Source organism: Mycobacterium sp. 852002-30065_SCH5024008 (assembly GCF_001665645.1).
In the GTDB taxonomy this organism is placed as follows: Bacteria; Actinomycetota; Actinomycetes; order Mycobacteriales; family Mycobacteriaceae; genus Mycobacterium; species Mycobacterium paraffinicum.
This window is the reverse complement of the sequence record NZ_LZSZ01000063.1, coordinates 73306-88837: the sequence shown is the minus strand read 5'-3', so window position 1 is coordinate 88837 and position 15532 is coordinate 73306. Positions and strand designations below refer to the sequence as shown.

At 66.3% G+C, this 15532-nt stretch carries 15 protein-coding genes; 9 read left to right on the top strand and 6 right to left on the bottom strand.

Annotated features, from left to right (window positions below; translation table 11 throughout):
* Positions 1-6 precede the first annotated feature (6 nt).
* The 3 genes from A5781_RS07395 (at position 7) to A5781_RS07385 (ending at position 2333) form a co-directional block, all read left to right on the top strand.
* A complete protein-coding gene (locus A5781_RS07395) occupies positions 7-621 on the top strand; it encodes a sensor domain-containing protein (RefSeq protein ID WP_231990659.1) in 615 nt (204 codons plus the stop codon).
* On the top strand, positions 621-1400 hold the full coding sequence (locus A5781_RS07390) for a sensor domain-containing protein (RefSeq protein ID WP_067203318.1): 780 nt from the start codon (positions 621-623) through the stop codon (positions 1398-1400). Before A5781_RS07395 ends, A5781_RS07390 begins: the two co-directional genes overlap by 1 nt.
* A gap of 120 nt (positions 1401-1520) precedes the next feature.
* Entirely contained in the window at positions 1521-2333 is an 813-nt protein-coding gene (locus tag A5781_RS07385) for a sensor domain-containing protein (RefSeq protein WP_082939246.1), read from the top strand.
* 117 nt (positions 2334-2450) lie between these two features.
* Here A5781_RS07385 and A5781_RS07380 read toward each other — a convergent pair whose 3' ends face one another.
* Positions 2451-4487, bottom strand: coding sequence for a glycoside hydrolase family 15 protein (locus A5781_RS07380; protein ID WP_067203313.1), 2037 nt, complete (start codon positions 4485-4487; stop codon positions 2451-2453).
* A 65-nt stretch (positions 4488-4552) separates the two neighbouring features.
* Positions 4553-5788: an FAD-dependent oxidoreductase gene (locus A5781_RS07375; RefSeq protein WP_067203311.1), complete on the bottom strand. Its 1236-nt coding sequence runs from the start codon at positions 5786-5788 to the stop codon at positions 4553-4555.
* Between the two features lie 54 nt (positions 5789-5842).
* Between A5781_RS07375 and A5781_RS07370 the strand changes: the two genes are divergently transcribed.
* From A5781_RS07370 to A5781_RS07350, 5 genes are all read left to right on the top strand, one after another.
* Positions 5843-6037, top strand: coding sequence for a hypothetical protein (locus tag A5781_RS07370; RefSeq protein WP_067203309.1), 195 nt, complete (start codon positions 5843-5845; stop codon positions 6035-6037).
* Between the two features lie 332 nt (positions 6038-6369).
* On the top strand, positions 6370-7401 hold the full coding sequence (locus A5781_RS07365; RefSeq protein WP_067203307.1) for a sulfate ABC transporter substrate-binding protein: 1032 nt from the start codon (positions 6370-6372) through the stop codon (positions 7399-7401).
* Positions 7398-8288, top strand: coding sequence for a sulfate ABC transporter permease subunit CysT (cysT, locus tag A5781_RS07360; RefSeq protein ID WP_067203306.1), 891 nt, complete (start codon positions 7398-7400; stop codon positions 8286-8288). Before A5781_RS07365 ends, cysT begins: the two co-directional genes overlap by 4 nt.
* Complete coding sequence (gene cysW, locus A5781_RS07355; RefSeq protein WP_067203304.1) at positions 8285-9097, top strand: sulfate ABC transporter permease subunit CysW; 813 nt, start codon at positions 8285-8287, stop codon at positions 9095-9097. Before cysT ends, cysW begins: the two co-directional genes overlap by 4 nt.
* A 20-nt stretch (positions 9098-9117) precedes the next feature.
* Positions 9118-10212 (top strand): sulfate/molybdate ABC transporter ATP-binding protein, encoded by a 1095-nt coding sequence (locus A5781_RS07350; RefSeq protein WP_067203301.1) that lies wholly within the window; start codon positions 9118-9120, stop codon positions 10210-10212.
* A 13-nt stretch (positions 10213-10225) separates the two neighbouring features.
* Here A5781_RS07350 and A5781_RS07345 read toward each other — a convergent pair whose 3' ends face one another.
* The 3 genes from A5781_RS07345 to A5781_RS26525 form a co-directional block, all read right to left on the bottom strand.
* Positions 10226-10969: a phosphoadenylyl-sulfate reductase gene (locus A5781_RS07345; RefSeq protein ID WP_067203299.1), complete on the bottom strand. Its 744-nt coding sequence runs from the start codon at positions 10967-10969 to the stop codon at positions 10226-10228.
* A complete protein-coding gene (locus A5781_RS07340; protein ID WP_067203296.1) occupies positions 10966-12633 on the bottom strand; it encodes a nitrite/sulfite reductase in 1668 nt (555 codons plus the stop codon). Before A5781_RS07340 ends, A5781_RS07345 begins: the two co-directional genes overlap by 4 nt.
* A 109-nt stretch (positions 12634-12742) precedes the next feature.
* The gene (locus A5781_RS26525) at positions 12743-13021 is read right to left on the bottom strand and encodes an Ms4527A family Cys-rich leader peptide (protein WP_369817690.1); all 279 of its coding nucleotides are present in this window, start codon (positions 13019-13021) and stop codon (positions 12743-12745) included.
* On the opposite strand from A5781_RS26525, the gene hemW reads away from it, so the two are divergent.
* Positions 13020-14192 carry a radical SAM family heme chaperone HemW gene (gene hemW, locus A5781_RS07335; RefSeq protein WP_067203294.1) on the top strand — a complete coding sequence of 391 codons (1173 nt, stop codon included), beginning with the start codon at positions 13020-13022 and terminating at the stop codon, positions 14190-14192. The two genes, A5781_RS26525 and hemW, sit on opposite strands and share 2 nt — an antisense overlap.
* 3 nt (positions 14193-14195) lie before the next feature.
* Here the strand turns inward: hemW and A5781_RS07330 are convergent, their stop codons facing one another.
* Positions 14196-15422, bottom strand: a complete 1227-nt coding sequence (locus A5781_RS07330; RefSeq protein ID WP_067203292.1) for a sodium-dependent bicarbonate transport family permease — start codon at positions 15420-15422, stop codon at positions 14196-14198.
* Positions 15423-15532 lie beyond the last annotated feature (110 nt).

Here is a 15532-nt window from a genome sequence, read left to right as displayed (position 1 = left end):
GCGTTGGTGCTCTCACAGGTCTTACCGGACGCCGCCGAGGTCAGCGCCGCCGTCGGAAACGAGCTCCCGCCACACAGTCCGCCGCTGGTGGGTGGTATCGATGTGCTGCCCGACGGGATTCGTGACGCTGGTGGCGCCGCCCCCATCGAATGCCTCGGGGCCCTCGCCCCCGCGATGCGCCTCGTCTACGAAAAGGGCCCGGTGCGCCGCGTTGCGACGCAGGACTATTGGAACTACGGCTCTGGCAGACAAGCGTCCAGCGCAACAGCAGCGGCGATCGAGCTGGCGACCACGCCCGACGCGCAACGACTCTTCGCGTCGTTCGTTCAGCAATGGCAACGCTGCACGGACACCACCGTCACCATGTACACACACGACCGAAGCAACACCGAGTTGTACTCGAAGGTGACCGACGTCCGCGTCGACGGACCGATACTTTCCGCTACCGTCATCGCGTGGGACAACCATCACACGCCGCCATCCCCGAACGAGCGGGCAGTCGGCACCACGGGCGACGTCATCGCTGACGTCAAAGTCGCCGTCGGGCCGCACGCGCAGGCCAGGACCCGGTCCATCCAAGTCGTTCAGGCGATGTTGCGAAAAGTCTCGAGCACCAACTGATGTCGACGCGCCGAACCATCCTCACGGGCCTGTTGGCCGTCGTGCTCGCCACCGGCTGCACCGTCGACGGCACCGCGCGGCCCGCGCCGAATCTGAAACCGCACCCGGTAACCGGGCAACCCGTCAAGAAAGTGCTCCTCGACGACGCTGAGCTGTCGAAGCTGCTCGGCCAGTCCTTCGGAAGCAAGAACGAACTCCCGGCGCGGTTCGGCGGTCCCGAGGTGCTGCCGCCGGCCTTCGGCGCAGTTTCGCCCGCCAACTGCGTCGGTGTCGCCTCGATGATGGTGAAGGATGCCTACCGATCCGCCGACGTCAAGAATGCGGCGCGGGAGACGTGGTGGAACCAGCACGGGCCGGCGAAGGTGATCAGTGTCACCGAGGGCGTGGTCGCCCTGTCCAGCGCCGCCGGGGCCACCGCGCTGTTCCAACAGTTCTCGCAGCAATGGCGCGACTGCGACGGCACGACCGTGACCATCGGGCGCCCCAGCATCATCGCCGACCGCCCCGCGATCGTCTTCCTGGACACCATTTCCGACGTGCGTGTTTCCGATTCGGTTCTCGCGGCGACCCTTTCGATCGACACCCAATTGCCCGGCTTGCCTTCCAGCGGGCCCAGGCCCGAGGCGCGCGCCCTCGGCCTCCGGGGGAACTGCCTTGTCGAGGTCGAGCTGGCGTTCTTCGGCTCGACGAGCCCGTCGGACGAGGGGTCCGGCGATGTGCACCGCAGCGCCATCGAACTCGCGCACGCGCTGATGGACAAGGTGAGCGCGCTGAGCTGACGCGGGCACCGGCGAAACCTGGGACATTTCTGGGGTTGAGCTGTGCTTGCGGTGTGGCCTACGGCGTTCGCCTCACCTCGAACCTACATTTGGGTTAGGTAGGAGGTGAGCAGGAAGCGCATGGGAAGCATCCGTCGCATCGGCGTGTCTGGGGACGCGTTTGTCGCCGCGTTGTCGCGTAGCCCCGGCAGGCGACGAAGCCGTTGGTGGGCAACACTATTCGCCCTCTTGATGTTGACCATGAGCTGCTCCGCCACGGTCGATGGTGCCGCGCGGCCGGCGGCGAACCTTGCGGCACGGTTCCTTGATGGGCAGACGCTGAATCGGGTGCTGCTGGGCGAGAGTGCGCTATCCCGAATGGTCAAGGAGCCCCTTGAGATCGACCCGCGTTTCCCCCCGCTTTTCGGCGGGCCGGAGATGTTGCCGGGCGATACCGGTTGGCCCGGAGATTGCCTGGGAGTAGCGGTGATGATGCAGGGGGCCGCCTACCGATCCGCCAACGTGAAAGGCGTTGCGCTCAAGACGTGGCGGCCCGCTGCCGTGCCGGCCGCGACGGTGGCCGGGGTGGACGAGGCCGCCATCAGCTTGCCCACGACTGCCGACGCCAACGCACTGTTCGCGACGTTTTCCAGGCAGTGGCACGAATGTGATGGCAAGACGGTGCCCATCGTCGGCGGAACCTTACCGCTGGAAGTGAAAGTCAGTGACGTCCAAAGCGCCACTTCCGTTGTCGCGGCGACTATTTCGACGGAGTGGAGCGCGCCCGGCTTCGTCTCGTCATCCGTTCCCGCCGCGCGGGGCATCGGTGTGCGAGACAATTGCCTCGTCGAAGTCGAGGTCGACTTTGTCAACTCACCGGGCGCATCGCAGGAAGGATCCAGCGCGCTGGACATCGCGCAAGTCATGCGAGACAAGGTCAGCGCGCTGAGCTGACGCGGTAATACATCCCATGGTGGCGACCCGCTTCGCCCGGCTTGTCCTGATCGTGGCGACCCGCTTCGGCCGGCTTCGCCGCGCTTGCGATCGCCACAGCCGTGCTTGCGATCGCCGCTACATCGGCGCGTTGGCGGGCTGGAACATCCCGGAGCCGTCGGCCTCCTCCTCGGCGCGGATCACGTGCACCACCGCGTTGATCAGCGCCAGGTGGGTGAACGCTTGCGGGAAGTTGCCCAGGTGCCGGCCCGTCCGGGGTTCGATCTCCTCGGCGTAGAGGTGCAACGGGCTGGCGTAGGACAGCAGCCGCTCGCACAATCGCTTGGCGCGCGCCACCTCGCCGATCTCCACCAGCGCCGACACCAACCAGAACGAGCAGATCGTGAACGTGCCTTCCTCGCCGGACAGCCCGTCGTCGGTCTCCTCCACGCGGTAGCGCAGCACCAGGCCTTCCTGGGTGAGTTCGTCGGCGATGGCCAGCACCGTGTTGCGCACCCTGGGGTCGTCCGGCGGCAGGAATCGCGTGAGCACCACCAGCAGCAGTGAGGCGTCCAGCGCGTCGGTGCCGTAGCGCTGGGTGAACACCCCGCGGGAGTCCACCCCGTGTTGCAGGATGTCGTCCTTGATCTCCTCGGCGATGGCCCGCCACTGCTGGGCATAGCTCTTCTCGCCCTGCCGCTCGGCCAGCTTCGCCCCGCGGTCGAGCGCCACCCAGCACATCACCTTCGACGAGGTGAAGTGCTGCGGTTCGCCGCGGACCTCCCAGATGCCCCGATCGGGCTCCCGCCAGTGCTTGATGGCCTCTTCCACCTGTTTCTTGAGCACCGGCCACAAGCTTTCCGGGATCTGCTCACGGGATTTGCAGTGCAGATAGAACGAATCGAGGATGGAGCCCCAGATGTCGTGCTGGACCTGGTCGTAGGCGCCGTTGCCGATGCGCACCGGCCGGGCGTGGTCATAACCGGACAAATGGTGCAGGTCTTCTTCCACCAGGCTGCGTTCGCCGCCCACGCCGTACATCACCTGCAGCGGGTGGCGTTCGTTGCTGTTGGCGCCGGAGACGTCGGCGATGAACGCGAAGAAGTCGTCGGCCTCCCGATCCAGTCCGAGGGTGTACAGCCCCCACAACGCGAACGTGGAGTCGCGCACCCAGGCGTAGCGGTAGTCCCAGTTGCGTTCGCCCTGCGGCGTTTCCGGCAGCGAGGTGGTGGCGGCCGCCAGCAGCGCCCCGGTGGGCGAGTACGTCAGCCCCTTCAGTGTGAGCGCGCTGCGCTGCAGGTAGGCGCGCCACGGGTGGTCGGGGAAGTTGCCGATGTTGATCCATTGCCGCCAGCACTCGGTGGTCTGCCACATCTTGTCGGCGGCCTCTTCGTAGGTTTGCGGCGCCGGGTGCTTGGTCCAGCTCAGGGCGACGAACACGTCGTCGCCCTCCTTCATCCGGGTGCGGGCGCGGGCTTCGCGGCCCTCCAGCCCGATCCGCAGGTTGGTGGTGAGCCGCAGGGTCGGGTGGGCATCGGGCTGCTTGGCGGCCCGCGCGACCGCCTCGCCGTACGCGTTGGCCGAGTATTCCCAGGTGGAGCCCACGCGGTGGTAGTCGAACGCGGGCTCGCAGCTCATCATCAGCTCGACGGTGCCGCTCACGCAGCGCACCGTACGCAGCAGGATGTGCTCGGCGTCCCAGTCCATCGGCGTGCGGCGGTGGGTCCTGGACCGGCGCTCGATGTCGTGCCACGGCCCCATCACCAGCGCGTCACGCACGATGAGCCACCCGGTGTGGGTCTGCCACGTCGTCTCCATGATCAGGCTGCCGGGCAGGTAGCGGCGGGCCGAGGGCACCGAAACGCCGTAGGGGCCGAGCCGGAAATGGCCGGCGCTGCGGTCCAGGATGGCGCCGAAGACGCTGGGGGAGTCCGGGCGCGGCACGCACATCCATTCGACCGAGCCGGCCGGGGAGATCAGGCAGGTCGTCTCCCAGTCGGACAAGAACGCATAGTCCGCGATCGGCGGGAACGGGTTCCGCAGTGCCCCGCTCGAAGCCAGCGGCGCCGGTGCGCTGAAGTCGATCGGCGATGGCAAGGCCGCCGCCTCCGCTTGAAATGCCTCCTCGGGCATGGCGTCGGCGGGCTGGTCGTCGGGCTGGGCGTGCAGGACCATCCCGACATCATCATCTGTTGAGCGGTCCGGCGTCCATTCTTTCGCCGACGTGGCGCCACTTCGGGTCACCCGCGGCGCTGGGCAAACCTCGGCGCGTGCTCCGGAAGCGGGCCGATCGCGACGAGATAGCCCAGTGCTCGCCGCAGCGCCGGCGAGCGGCCCACCAGCCGCACGCCCAGCGGCGCACGCCGGGCGTTTCCGCCTACCGCCGCGGCGATCACGTTGGCATGGATCAACCGTTGCGCGGTCTGCAGCAGGGCGGTGGGAAACCAGCGGCGCGCCTGCACGCGGGCGAGTCGCCGGGTGGGCACCCGTCCCGCCCGCAGCGCGTCGGCCAGAATGCGGGCGGCCGCCACCGCGTCGGCCACCGCCAGGTTGATGCCGATCCCGCCGACCGGCGACATCGCGTGCGCGGAGTCGCCGATGAACAAGACGCCGTCGGCATACCAGCGGCGAAGCCGATTCAGTTGTACGTCAAGCAGTTTCACGTCATCGAAAGACGTCAGCGTCTGCACGCGGTCACCGAGCCAGGGCACCATGCCGACCAGCGCTCGGTGCAGCGCTTCGACGCCCTCCGACCGCAGCCGGGCGTCGGTTCCCTTCGGGATGATGTAGGCGATCTGGAAGTAATCGCCGCGATCGATCACGATGACGGCGTGTCCGGCCCGCAACACGCCGGCCAGACCCCGCGGATCGCCGGGGTGGCGGGGCAACCGGAACCACCACACATCCATGGGCGCGCCGAAGCTGTGCGGTGTGACGCCGACCGAGGAACGCACCGTCGAAGAGCGACCGTCGCAGGCCACGGTCAATTCGGCGCGCATCTCCTTGAGCTCGCCGGCCGGGTCTCGGTAGGTGACGCCGACGACGCGGTCGGCGTCCCGGATGACGCCGATCACCTCGGTGCTGCGCAACAGCCGGAAGCTCGGTTCTGCCTCGGCGGCGGTGGCCACCAGCTCCAGGAAGTCCCATTGCGGCACCAGTGCGATGTGCTTGTGCGCCCCCGGAAGGCGGGTCAGGTCGAGGCCGAGCGGTGCGTTCTCTATCTCCATGTGGACGGTGTCGATGAGGCGATGTGGAATTTCCGCGAATCGTGAGCCGAGACCCAGTTCGTCGAGCAGTCGCAAGGTGCTCGCGTGCACCGTGTCTCCGCGAAAATCACGCAGGAAGTCGGCGTGCTTTTCCATCACCGTGACGTCTACACCGGCGCGTGCCAGCAGCAGGCCCAGCACCATGCCCGCCGGGCCGCCGCCGGCGATCAGGCAGGCCGTTGCCGCGGGTGGGGACGTCGGGGGGGACATGGGCCGATCTTGGCACATTGGTTTTCGGCTGCAGAGCCGAATAGGGTGAGCCCCGTGACCGCTTTCCTGAATTGGTGGGACGGCAACGAGCTGTGGCTTTCCGGGCTCGCTTTCGTACTCCAGGCCATGGTGGTGATGCCGGTTGTGCTGGTAATGGCCGCGGTCACGGCGGGACTGCTCGATGGCCTGCTCGGCAAAAGCATCGCCCTGATGCGCCGGGCCCGCCACGCCGGTGAGGCGCCCGGGTAACGCCTATGCCTCGGTCACACGTGACATTGATTCTGGTCTCGCTCGTGGTGCTGGTGATCGTCGCGTGGTGGCTAACGCACTGATTGCGCGACTTCGCGCGGCGTGCGCGCACGGCGACGCGAGCGGTGGCGGGCCCGGCGATTCCTGTTAGGCTTCCCGCCATGCACGTGACATCCGGTGTCGTAGAACGCCATGTCTTCGTGCACTGTTGTCGCTGACCGCCAATCCCGTGTGCGGTCTGGTATGGGGTTCGTCAGGCCTCCCAGTCGTTTAGGCGCCTTTCCGCAGCAACGGGACCACTATCACCTAAGTCCCCGTACTGGAAGGCCCGAATGCTCCACGACATCGCTTCGCGCTGGCGGCCGGTGAGTGCGCTCGCCCTCATCGTCGCAGTCATCTCGGGGTGTAGTGGCGGCGCCAGTGACGTCGTGGGCGGGGGCGGCCCGACCAATGCGCGCACCAGTATCACGCTGGTGGCCTATTCAGTCCCAGAACCCGGCTGGAGCAAGGTCGTCCCCGCCTTCAACGCCGCCGAGGAGGGCAAGGGCATCCAGGTGATCACCTCCTACGGCGCCTCCGGCGACCAGTCGCGCGGAGTCGTCGACGGCAAGCCGGCCGACATCGTGAACTTCTCGGTCGAACCGGACATCACGCGATTGGTGAAGGCCGGCAAGGTATCCAAAGATTGGAATACCGACGCCACCAAGGGAATTCCGTTCGGGTCGGTGGTAACCCTGGTGGTGCGTAAGGGCAATCCCAAAAACATCAAGGACTGGGATGACCTGCTGCGGCCGGGGGTGGAGGTCATCACGCCCAGTCCGCTGAGCTCGGGGTCGGCCAAGTGGAATTTGCTCGCACCGTACGCCGTCAAGAGCGAAGGCGGCGGCAACACCCAAGCCGGCGTCGACTTCATCAGCAAGCTGGTGCATGAACACATCAAATTGCGGCCCGGTTCGGGGAGGGAGGCCACCGATGTTTTCGTTCAGGGCAGCGGGGATGTCTTGATCAGTTACGAGAACGAGGCGATCGCCACCGAGCGCGCAGGCAAACCGGTTGAGCACATCAACCCGCCGCAGACTTTCAAAATCGACAATCCGGTTGCGGTGGTAACAACCAGCCCGCACCTGGACGCCGCGGTCGCCTTCAAGAATTTCCAGTACACGGCCACGGCGCAGAAGGTGTGGGGGCAGGCGGGCTTTCGGCCGGTCGATCCGGCCATCGCCGCCGAATTCCGTGATCAGTTTCCGGCGCCGGCGAAACTGTGGACGATTGCCGACCTCGGTGGCTGGAGCGCGGTGGACCCGCAGTTGTTCGACAAGACCACCGGCAGCATCACCAAGATCTACATGCAGGCCACCGGATGACGGCCGCGATCACGCCCGACCCTCAGGCAATCAGGCCGGAGCTCGGTCACCCGGCCGGTGACGCCGGGCACCGCCAAGCGAATTCGGGGCGTCGCTGGTCGGGTACCACGTCACTGCGGGTGGGAGTGGCAACGCTGTGGCTTTCGGTGATCGTGCTGCTGCCGCTGGCCGCCATCGCATGGCAGGCCGCGGGCGGTGGGTGGCACGCCTTCTGGTTGGCGGTGACGTCAAACGCCGCGTTGGAGTCGTTCCGGGTCACCCTGACCATATCCGCCGGGGTGACCTTGGTGAATCTGGTGTTCGGCCTGATCATCGCGTGGATGCTGGTGCGGGACGACTTCGTCGGCAAGCGGCTCGTCGATGCGATCATCGACCTGCCCTTCGCGCTGCCCACCATCGTCGCGAGCCTGGTGATGCTGGCCCTCTACGGCAACAACAGCCCGGTAGGCCTGCATCTGCAGCACACGGCGTGGGGCGTGGCCGTGGCGCTGGCCTTCGTCACGCTGCCATTCGTGGTGCGCGCCGTGCAGCCGGTGCTGCTGGAAATCGATCGGGAGACCGAAGAGGCGGCCGCGTCGTTGGGTGCCAGCGGCGCAAAGGTTTTCACTTCTGTCGTGCTGCCGTCGTTGACACCGTCCTTGCTGTCCGGCGCGGGCCTGGCTTTCTCACGAGCGATCGGCGAGTTCGGGTCGGTGGTCCTGATCGGTGGCGCGGTACCGGGCAAGACCGAAGTGTCATCGCAGTGGATACGCACCCTGATCGAGAACGACGACCGCACCGGTGCCGCCGCGATATCCATCGTCTTGCTGTCGATTTCGTTTGTGGTGCTGTTCATTCTGCGGATCGTGGGCGGACGCGCGGCCAAGCGTGAGGAGTTGGCGGCGTGACCTCATCGCCCAGGGTTCGATACCTGATCCGATTCGTCGGGCTCGCATACCTTTTCGTATTGCTGGTCGTTCCGGTTGCCCTGATCTTGTGGCGGACGTTTCGGCCCGGCTTTGGCCAGTTCTTCGACTGGGTGAGCACTCCCGCGGCGATCTCGGCGCTGAACCTGACCTTGCTGGTGGTTGCCATCGTGGTGCCGCTGAACGTAGTTTTCGGCATTCCCACCGCTCTGGTGCTCGCCCGCAATCGGTTTCGTGGCAAGGGCGTGCTGCAGGCGGTCATCGATCTGCCTTTCGCGGTGTCGCCGGTCATCGTCGGCGTTGCCCTGATCCTGTTGTGGGGATCGGCCGGCGCATTCGGCTTCGTGGAAAACGACCTCGGATTCAAGATCATCTTCGGGTTGCCCGGCATCGTCCTTGCCAGCATCTTCGTCACCCTGCCCTTCGTTGTGCGCGAGGTGGAACCGGTCCTGCACGAATTGGGGACCGACCAGGAGGAGGCGGCCGCGACCTTGGGATCGGGCTGGTGGCAGACTTTTTGGCGGATCACCCTGCCCTCGATCCGGTGGGGTCTGACCTACGGCATCGTGCTGACCATCGCCCGCACCCTCGGCGAATACGGTGCGGTCATCATCGTGTCGTCGAACCTCCCGGGAAGGTCCCAAACCCTGACCTTGCTGGTCTCGGATCGGTATAACCGCGGTGCCGAGTACGGCGCCTACGCGCTGTCGACATTGTTGATGGGCGTCGCGGTGTTGGTCCTGATCTTCCAAGTGATTCTGGACATCCGCCGGGCGAGAGCGGCCAGGTAGCCTGACATGGAGACTCGGATATGACAGACAACGACAGCCGGTCCGTCGACCAAGCCATCGTCGTGCGCAACGCCTACAAGCGCTACGGCGACTTCGTGGCCCTGGACAACGTGGACTTCGTCGTGCCCTCGGGCTCGCTGACGGCACTGTTGGGCCCTAGTGGTTCCGGCAAGTCGACCCTGTTGCGGGCCATCGCCGGACTCGATCAACCCGACAGCGGGACGATCACCATCAACGGTCACGACGTCACGCGGGTGCCGCCGCAGCGGCGAAGCATCGGGTTCGTATTCCAGCACTACGCCGCGTTCAAGCACCTGACCGTCCGCGACAACGTCGCCTATGGCCTGAAGATCCGCAAGCGCCCCAAGGCGGAGGTCAAGGCCAAGGTCGACAACCTGTTGGAAGTGGTGGGGCTGAGCGGATTTCAGAACCGTTATCCCAATCAGCTCTCCGGCGGTCAACGACAGCGGATGGCGCTCGCGCGGGCGCTGGCGGTCGACCCGCAGGTGCTGTTGCTCGACGAGCCGTTCGGCGCGCTGGACGCCAAGGTGCGCGAGGACCTGCGCGCGTGGTTGCGTCGCCTTCATGACGAGGTGCACGTCACCACTGTTCTGGTCACCCACGACCAGGCGGAGGCGTTGGACGTCGCCGACCGCATCGCCGTGCTGAACCACGGTCGTATCGAACAGGTGGGATCGCCGACCGAGGTCTACGACGCACCGGCGAGCGCCTTTGTGATGTCGTTCCTCGGCGCGGTATCCACCCTGAACGGCAATCTGGTTCGCCCGCACGATATCCGGGTGGGCCGCAACCCCGAAATGGCCATCGCGGGCGGTGATGGCACCGCAGAGTCCATCGGGGTGGTGCGCGCCACCGTCGACCGCGTGGTCGTGCTCGGCTTCGAGGTGCGGGTGGAGTTGACCAGCGCCGCCACCGGTGGGGCGTTCACCGCCCAGATCACGCGCGGCGACGCCGAGGCCCTGGCCCTGCGCGAGGGGGACACCGTCTACGTGCGCGCGACCCGAATCCCGTCCCTTGCGGTTAACTCGGCGGACAACGGCAACGACCGTCCCGCCGGCGCCGGCGAGGATCAAGCCACGCTGACGTCGGCGTAACGCCCGCTCTCCGTTACGAGGCGTGCAGCCCGCACTCGGTTTTCGACAGCCCCTGCCAGCGCCCGCTGCGCGGGTCGGCACCCGCGAGCGGCTTGGCCGTGCACGGTTCGCAGCCGATCGACGGATATCCGTCGTAGACAAGCGGATTGACCAGCACACCGTGGTCGTCGATGTAGTTCTGCATGTCCTCGTCGGTCCACGTCGCCAAGGGGTTGATCTTCACCAGCTTGAAGCCCTCGTCGAAGCCGATCACCGGGGCGTTGGCACGGGTCTTCGCTTCGCTCCGGCGTAACCCGGTCACCCAGGCGGAGTATCCGCTGAGGGCCCTGCGCAGCGGCACGACCTTGCGCAACCGGCAGCACTCGCCCGGGTCACGCTCGAAGAGGTTCTTCCCCAGCAGCTGGTCCTGCTCGGCCACCGTCTGCTCGGGGGTGATGTTGAGGACGTGGATGTCGTAGACCGACTCGACCGCGTCCCGGGTCCCGATGGTTTCGGCGAAGTGGTAGCCGGTGTCCAGGAACACTACCGGTACACCCGGCCGAACCTTGGAAGCCAGATCGATCAACACGGCCTCCTGCATGCTGGAGGTCAACACGTAGTTGCAGGTCGCCCAGCCGCGGGGCCCGTTGATGCCGCCGAAATGCTCATCGGTCCACCGCAACACCTCCGTCGCGCTGGCGCCCTCGAGCTCCGCGGCGCCGCGCGCCGCCAGTTCCCGCAGTTCGGCTTCGGTCCGTTTCGTTGCCCGTTCACTCATCTCAAATCGTCCTCATCCGCCCGAATCGCCCACTGCGCGAACCGTTCTCCCGCACTGCGGTTTTTGATGAAGTTGCGTACCACCCGGTCGATATAGTCGCCCAACTCGTCACTGGTGACCTTGTGCTGGCGCAGCTTTCGCCCGAATCCGCTGTCCAGCCCGAGGCTGCCGCCCAGGTGCACCTGAAAGCCCTCGACGGAGCCCCCGTGGCCGTCGTCGACCATTTGACCCTTGAAACCGATGTCGGCCACCTGAATTCGCGCGCACGAGTTCGGACAGCCGTTGATGTTGACCGTGACCGGTACGTCGAGCACAGAGTTGATGTCCTCGAGCCGGCGTTCCAACTCGGGCACCAAGACCTGAGCCTTGCCCCGGGTTTCGGCGAACGACAACTTGCAGTACTCGATCCCCGTGCAGGCCATCAGATTTCGGCGCCACTGGGACGGTTTCGTTTGCAACCCGAGCGCCTCCAGGCCCGCGAGCGCGTCATCGAGTTTGTCGTCGGCTATGTCGAGGATGACCAGCTTCTGGTACGGAGTGAACCGGATCCGGTCCGAGCCGGCCCGGTCCATCAGGTCGGCCACGGCCGAGAGGATGGTGCCCGAGACCCGTCCCGCGATCGGAGCCGCCCCGACGGCGTTGAGCCCGTTCTTGAGCCGCTGCACCCCGATGTGGTCGATCGGATGCTTGAGCGGTTCGGGGGCGGGGCCGTCGATCAGCGGCCGCTTGAGGTACTCGGTCTCGAGAATTTCACGGAACTTGGCTATGCCCCAGTCCTTGATCAAGAACTTCAGCCGGGCCTTGGACCGCAGTCGCCGGTAGCCGTAGTCGCGGAAGATCGACGTCACGGCCTCCCACACCTCGGGCACCTCGTCCAGCGGCACCCAGGCGCCGACCCGCTGGGCCAGCATCGGGTTGGTGGACAGGCCGCCGCCGACCCACAGGTCCAGGCCGGGCCCATGTTCGGGATGGTTGACGCCGATGAATGCGATGTCGTTGATCTCGTGCGCGACGTCCTGCAGACCCGAGATCGCGGTCTTGTACTTGCGCGGCAGGTCGGCGAAGTCCGGCTGGCCGATGTAGCGACGCACGATCTCGTCTATCGCCCAGGTCGGGTCGATCACCTCATCGAGCGACTCGCCGGCCAGTGGCGAACCCAGGATGACGCGCGGGCAGTCGCCGCACGCCTCGGCGGTCTGCAGGCCGACGTCGGCGAGCCGCCGCCAGATTTCGGGGACGTTTTCGACCTCGATCCAGTGCAACTGCACGTTCTGGCGATCGGAGATGTCGGCGGTGTCGCGGCCGAACTCGGTCGAGATCTGGCCGACCGTGCGTAGCGCGGCGGCCGAGAGCGCGCCGCCGTCGCAGCGCACCCGCATCATGAAGTACTTGGCTTCGAGCAGGTCGGCGTTCTCGTCGCCGGTGAAGGTGCCGTCGTAACCCTGTTCGCGCTGGGTGTAGAGCCCCCACCAGCGGAAGCGTCCGCGCAGGTCACTCTTGTCGATGCTGGCGAACCCGGCCTGGGCGTAGACGTTCTCGATGCGTTCGCGCACCTCGAGGGGGGCGCCGGCGTGCTTCATCTCTTCGTTGGGATTGAGCGGTTCCCGGTCTCCCAGCGCCCACTGGCCCTCGTTACGAGGCTTCGCGGGACGGGCTGTGGTCATTGAAGAGGACTCCTTCTCGACATCGCAGGCATAGAGGCGCAGCTCACCGGTGGTATCGGCGGCGCAGATCCGATGCCAGCTGGACGTACAGGTGGGCGGGTCTACGACATCAAGGGAGACAGCAACAGCTGCAAACACGCTTGAAATCAATGTGCCGCCGCGCCACGAGCGCAATGCGAAGGCTGGGCTGAGCGACGGTCACGCGTCCATTGTGCCATGCCTGTCGGGGGGGCCATACAACCAGGTCAAATATCCGCTCACGATGAGCGGAATTCGGATTAAGCTGGCCGCGCCGGTGAGAAAAGCCAGGAAAACGCTGCGGGCCGCGACTGCGGTCCCGGGATCGACACCGCGGCCGGGTACCGAGCACCGTGGGATCATTTGGCATGGCACTTCGCGAGGAAACGGTCGAGCTGCCCGAGCTGCAGCCCGTCCCCGGGCGGCCGTTCGGGGTGTACATCCACGTTCCGTTCTGCATAACTCGTTGCGGCTACTGCGATTTCAACACCTACACGCCCGCCGAGTTGGGCGGTGTGAACCCCGACGCATGGCTGGCGGCGCTGCGGACCGAGTTGAAGCTGGCTGCCGAGCGGCTTTCCGGGCCGACCGTGAACACGGTGTTCGTCGGGGGAGGTACGCCGTCACTGCTGGGCGGGCCGCGCGTGGCGGCGCTGCTGGACATGGTGCGTGAGCATTTCGCGCTGGCGCCCGACGCCGAGATCACCACGGAGGCCAACCCCGAGTCGGCCTGGCCGGACTTCTTCGACGCCATCCGCGCGGCCGGCTACACGCGGGTGTCGCTCGGCATGCAGTCGGTGTCACCCAGGGTGCTGGGAGTCCTCGACCGCATTCACACCCCCAACCGATCGGCCGCCGCCGCACGCGAAGCGTTGGATGCGGGCTTCGAGCACGTCAGTCTCGATCTGATCTATGGGACGCCGGGGGAGTCCGACGACGATCTGCTGCGCTCGGTCGAGACGGCGATCGAGACCGGCGTCGATCACGTCTCGGCATACGCGCTGGTCGTCGAGGAGGGCACCGCGCTGGCCCGACGCGTTCGGCGTGGCGAGCTGGCGGCTCCGGACGACGACGTGCTCGCGCACCGCTACGAGCTGGTCGATGCCCGGTTGTCCGAGGCCGGAATGACCTGGTACGAAGTGTCCAACTGGTCGCGGCCCGGCGGCGAATGCCGACACAACCTCGGCTATTGGGACGGTGGCCAGTGGTGGGGTGCGGGACCCGGAGCCCATGGCTACGCCGGCGCTACGCGGTGGTGGAATGTCAAGCACCCCAACGCTTATGCGGAGAGGCTGGCCGCTCCCAGGCTGCCGGTGGGAGGATTCGAGCGGCTGGACGCCGACGCGCTGCACACCGAAGACGTGCTGTTGAAAACCCGGCTGCGGCAAGGTCTTCCGCGTGACGTGCTGAGCGCCGCCGAAATCGAACGCGCCGAAGGCGCGGTCGCCGACGGGTTGCTGGTATCCGACGGCGATCGGTTCGTCCTCACGCCGCGCGGTCGGCTGTTGGCCGACGCCGTGGTGCGCACCGTCCTGGGGTAGTGCTCAGCTGCTTGGGAACCAGTGCGCGACTGCGTGATTGATTTCGATGTACAGCGGGATCCCGATGGTGACGGTGTAGGAGAATGTCAGGCCCAGCGCGGCCGCCAGCGGCAAGGTCGGGCTCGCCTCGGGGATTCCCAGCCGCTGCACCGCGGGCAGCGTGATGTAGGACGCCGAGCCGCAGAGCACGGCGAAGAGCACGTAGGTACCCGGCTGAAAGTGCGTATCGGTGAGGTTCGCGTAGCAGTAGGCACCGAGGATGCCCAGCGTGGCAAAGACATTGGGCGCCAACAAGCCGAAGACGATGAACCCGCTGCCGGCCAGCTTGAGATCCCGTAGCTTGCGGGACGCCGTCATGCCCATTTCGAGCAGGAACAGGCAGAGCACACCCTGAAACGCCGCGACGAACAGTTCGTTCTGGTCGTGCACAACCTTCTGGCCCTGCAGCGCACCGATGAAACCGATGACGATGCCGCCGACGAGCAGGATCAGCCCGGGGTTGAGGAAGACCTCCTGCAAAATCGCGCGCGAGAACAGCGGTGCCTTCTTGCGCTGCAGGGTGTCCCCGTCCCACTCGGGATGTTCTCGCTTTTCCAGCGAGAACTCCAGCTCCTCTTCAATCCCACGCTCGATTCGCTCGTCCACGCTTTCTGCGCGCTCTCGCTGGGCGGCCGCGCCCGGCCCGACCTTGACGGGAGCCGTGTAGCCGTGTTCGTCCGGCAGGTAGCCGGAGTCGTCCATTCCCCGGTGCCGCAGTCGGGCCACCAGGTATAGCGCCACCAGGCAGCCCGGGATCTCCATGAACGCCAGCAGGACCGGCATGTAGGCGTCGAAGGCGATCCCGACGCTGGTCAGAACGGCCACGCAGGTGGCGAACGTGCCGGCCGAGTCCGATCCGTAGTAGCCCGCAACCGTCGCCCTGTCGACGCGCCGCAGCCGGGTCAGATAGCGCAGCAGAACGTAGGTGAGTGCACCTATCACGAAATTCAGCGCGAAGCCCAGCGCCACGAACCCGGCGATGTTGTCGATGTCGGCCGGTTTGACCTTGGCGAGTTCCTCGCCACCCTGCCAGCCGATCGCCACCAGGAGGTACATGGTCAGGCCCTGGTAGATCACGTAGGGAAACTCGAACCGCACCTTCAGAATCGGGATGAGGAACCCGAAGTAGAAGAACAGCAACAGCGGCTTGAAGAGATTGTGGACGAAGTTCTGCCACAACTCGTAAAGCATGGGCGCCTCCTGGCGACGCAGTCCGGCGCAGCGGGCGGCAGCAAGCGACTCGCGGCGCCCACGAACTTAATGGACACCCAGGGGCTTCAGCGAGCCGACTCAACCCGTCT

What these genes read in the sequence shown, in the direction of transcription:
- A5781_RS07390 (WP_067203318.1), top strand. Translation starts at nt 621, where the DNA reads ATGTCGACGCGCCGAACCATCCTCACGGGCCTGTTGGCCGTCGTGCTC.
- A5781_RS07385 (WP_082939246.1), top strand. Translation starts at nt 1,521, where the DNA reads ATGGGAAGCATCCGTCGCATCGGCGTGTCTGGGGACGCGTTTGTCGCC.
- A5781_RS07380 (WP_067203313.1), bottom strand. Translation starts at nt 4,487, where the DNA reads ATGGTCCTGCACGCCCAGCCCGACGACCAGCCCGCCGACGCCATGCCC.
- A5781_RS07375 (WP_067203311.1), bottom strand. Translation starts at nt 5,788, where the DNA reads ATGTCCCCCCCGACGTCCCCACCCGCGGCAACGGCCTGCCTGATCGCC.
- A5781_RS07365 (WP_067203307.1), top strand. Translation starts at nt 6,370, where the DNA reads ATGCTCCACGACATCGCTTCGCGCTGGCGGCCGGTGAGTGCGCTCGCC.
- cysT (WP_067203306.1), top strand. Translation starts at nt 7,398, where the DNA reads ATGACGGCCGCGATCACGCCCGACCCTCAGGCAATCAGGCCGGAGCTC.
- A5781_RS07350 (WP_067203301.1), top strand. Translation starts at nt 9,118, where the DNA reads ATGACAGACAACGACAGCCGGTCCGTCGACCAAGCCATCGTCGTGCGC.
- A5781_RS07345 (WP_067203299.1), bottom strand. Translation starts at nt 10,969, where the DNA reads ATGAGTGAACGGGCAACGAAACGGACCGAAGCCGAACTGCGGGAACTG.
- A5781_RS07340 (WP_067203296.1), bottom strand. Translation starts at nt 12,633, where the DNA reads ATGACCACAGCCCGTCCCGCGAAGCCTCGTAACGAGGGCCAGTGGGCG.
- hemW (WP_067203294.1), top strand. Translation starts at nt 13,020, where the DNA reads ATGGCACTTCGCGAGGAAACGGTCGAGCTGCCCGAGCTGCAGCCCGTC.
- A5781_RS26525 (WP_369817690.1), bottom strand. Translation starts at nt 13,021, where the DNA reads ATGCCAAATGATCCCACGGTGCTCGGTACCCGGCCGCGGTGTCGATCC.
- A5781_RS07330 (WP_067203292.1), bottom strand. Translation starts at nt 15,422, where the DNA reads ATGCTTTACGAGTTGTGGCAGAACTTCGTCCACAATCTCTTCAAGCCG.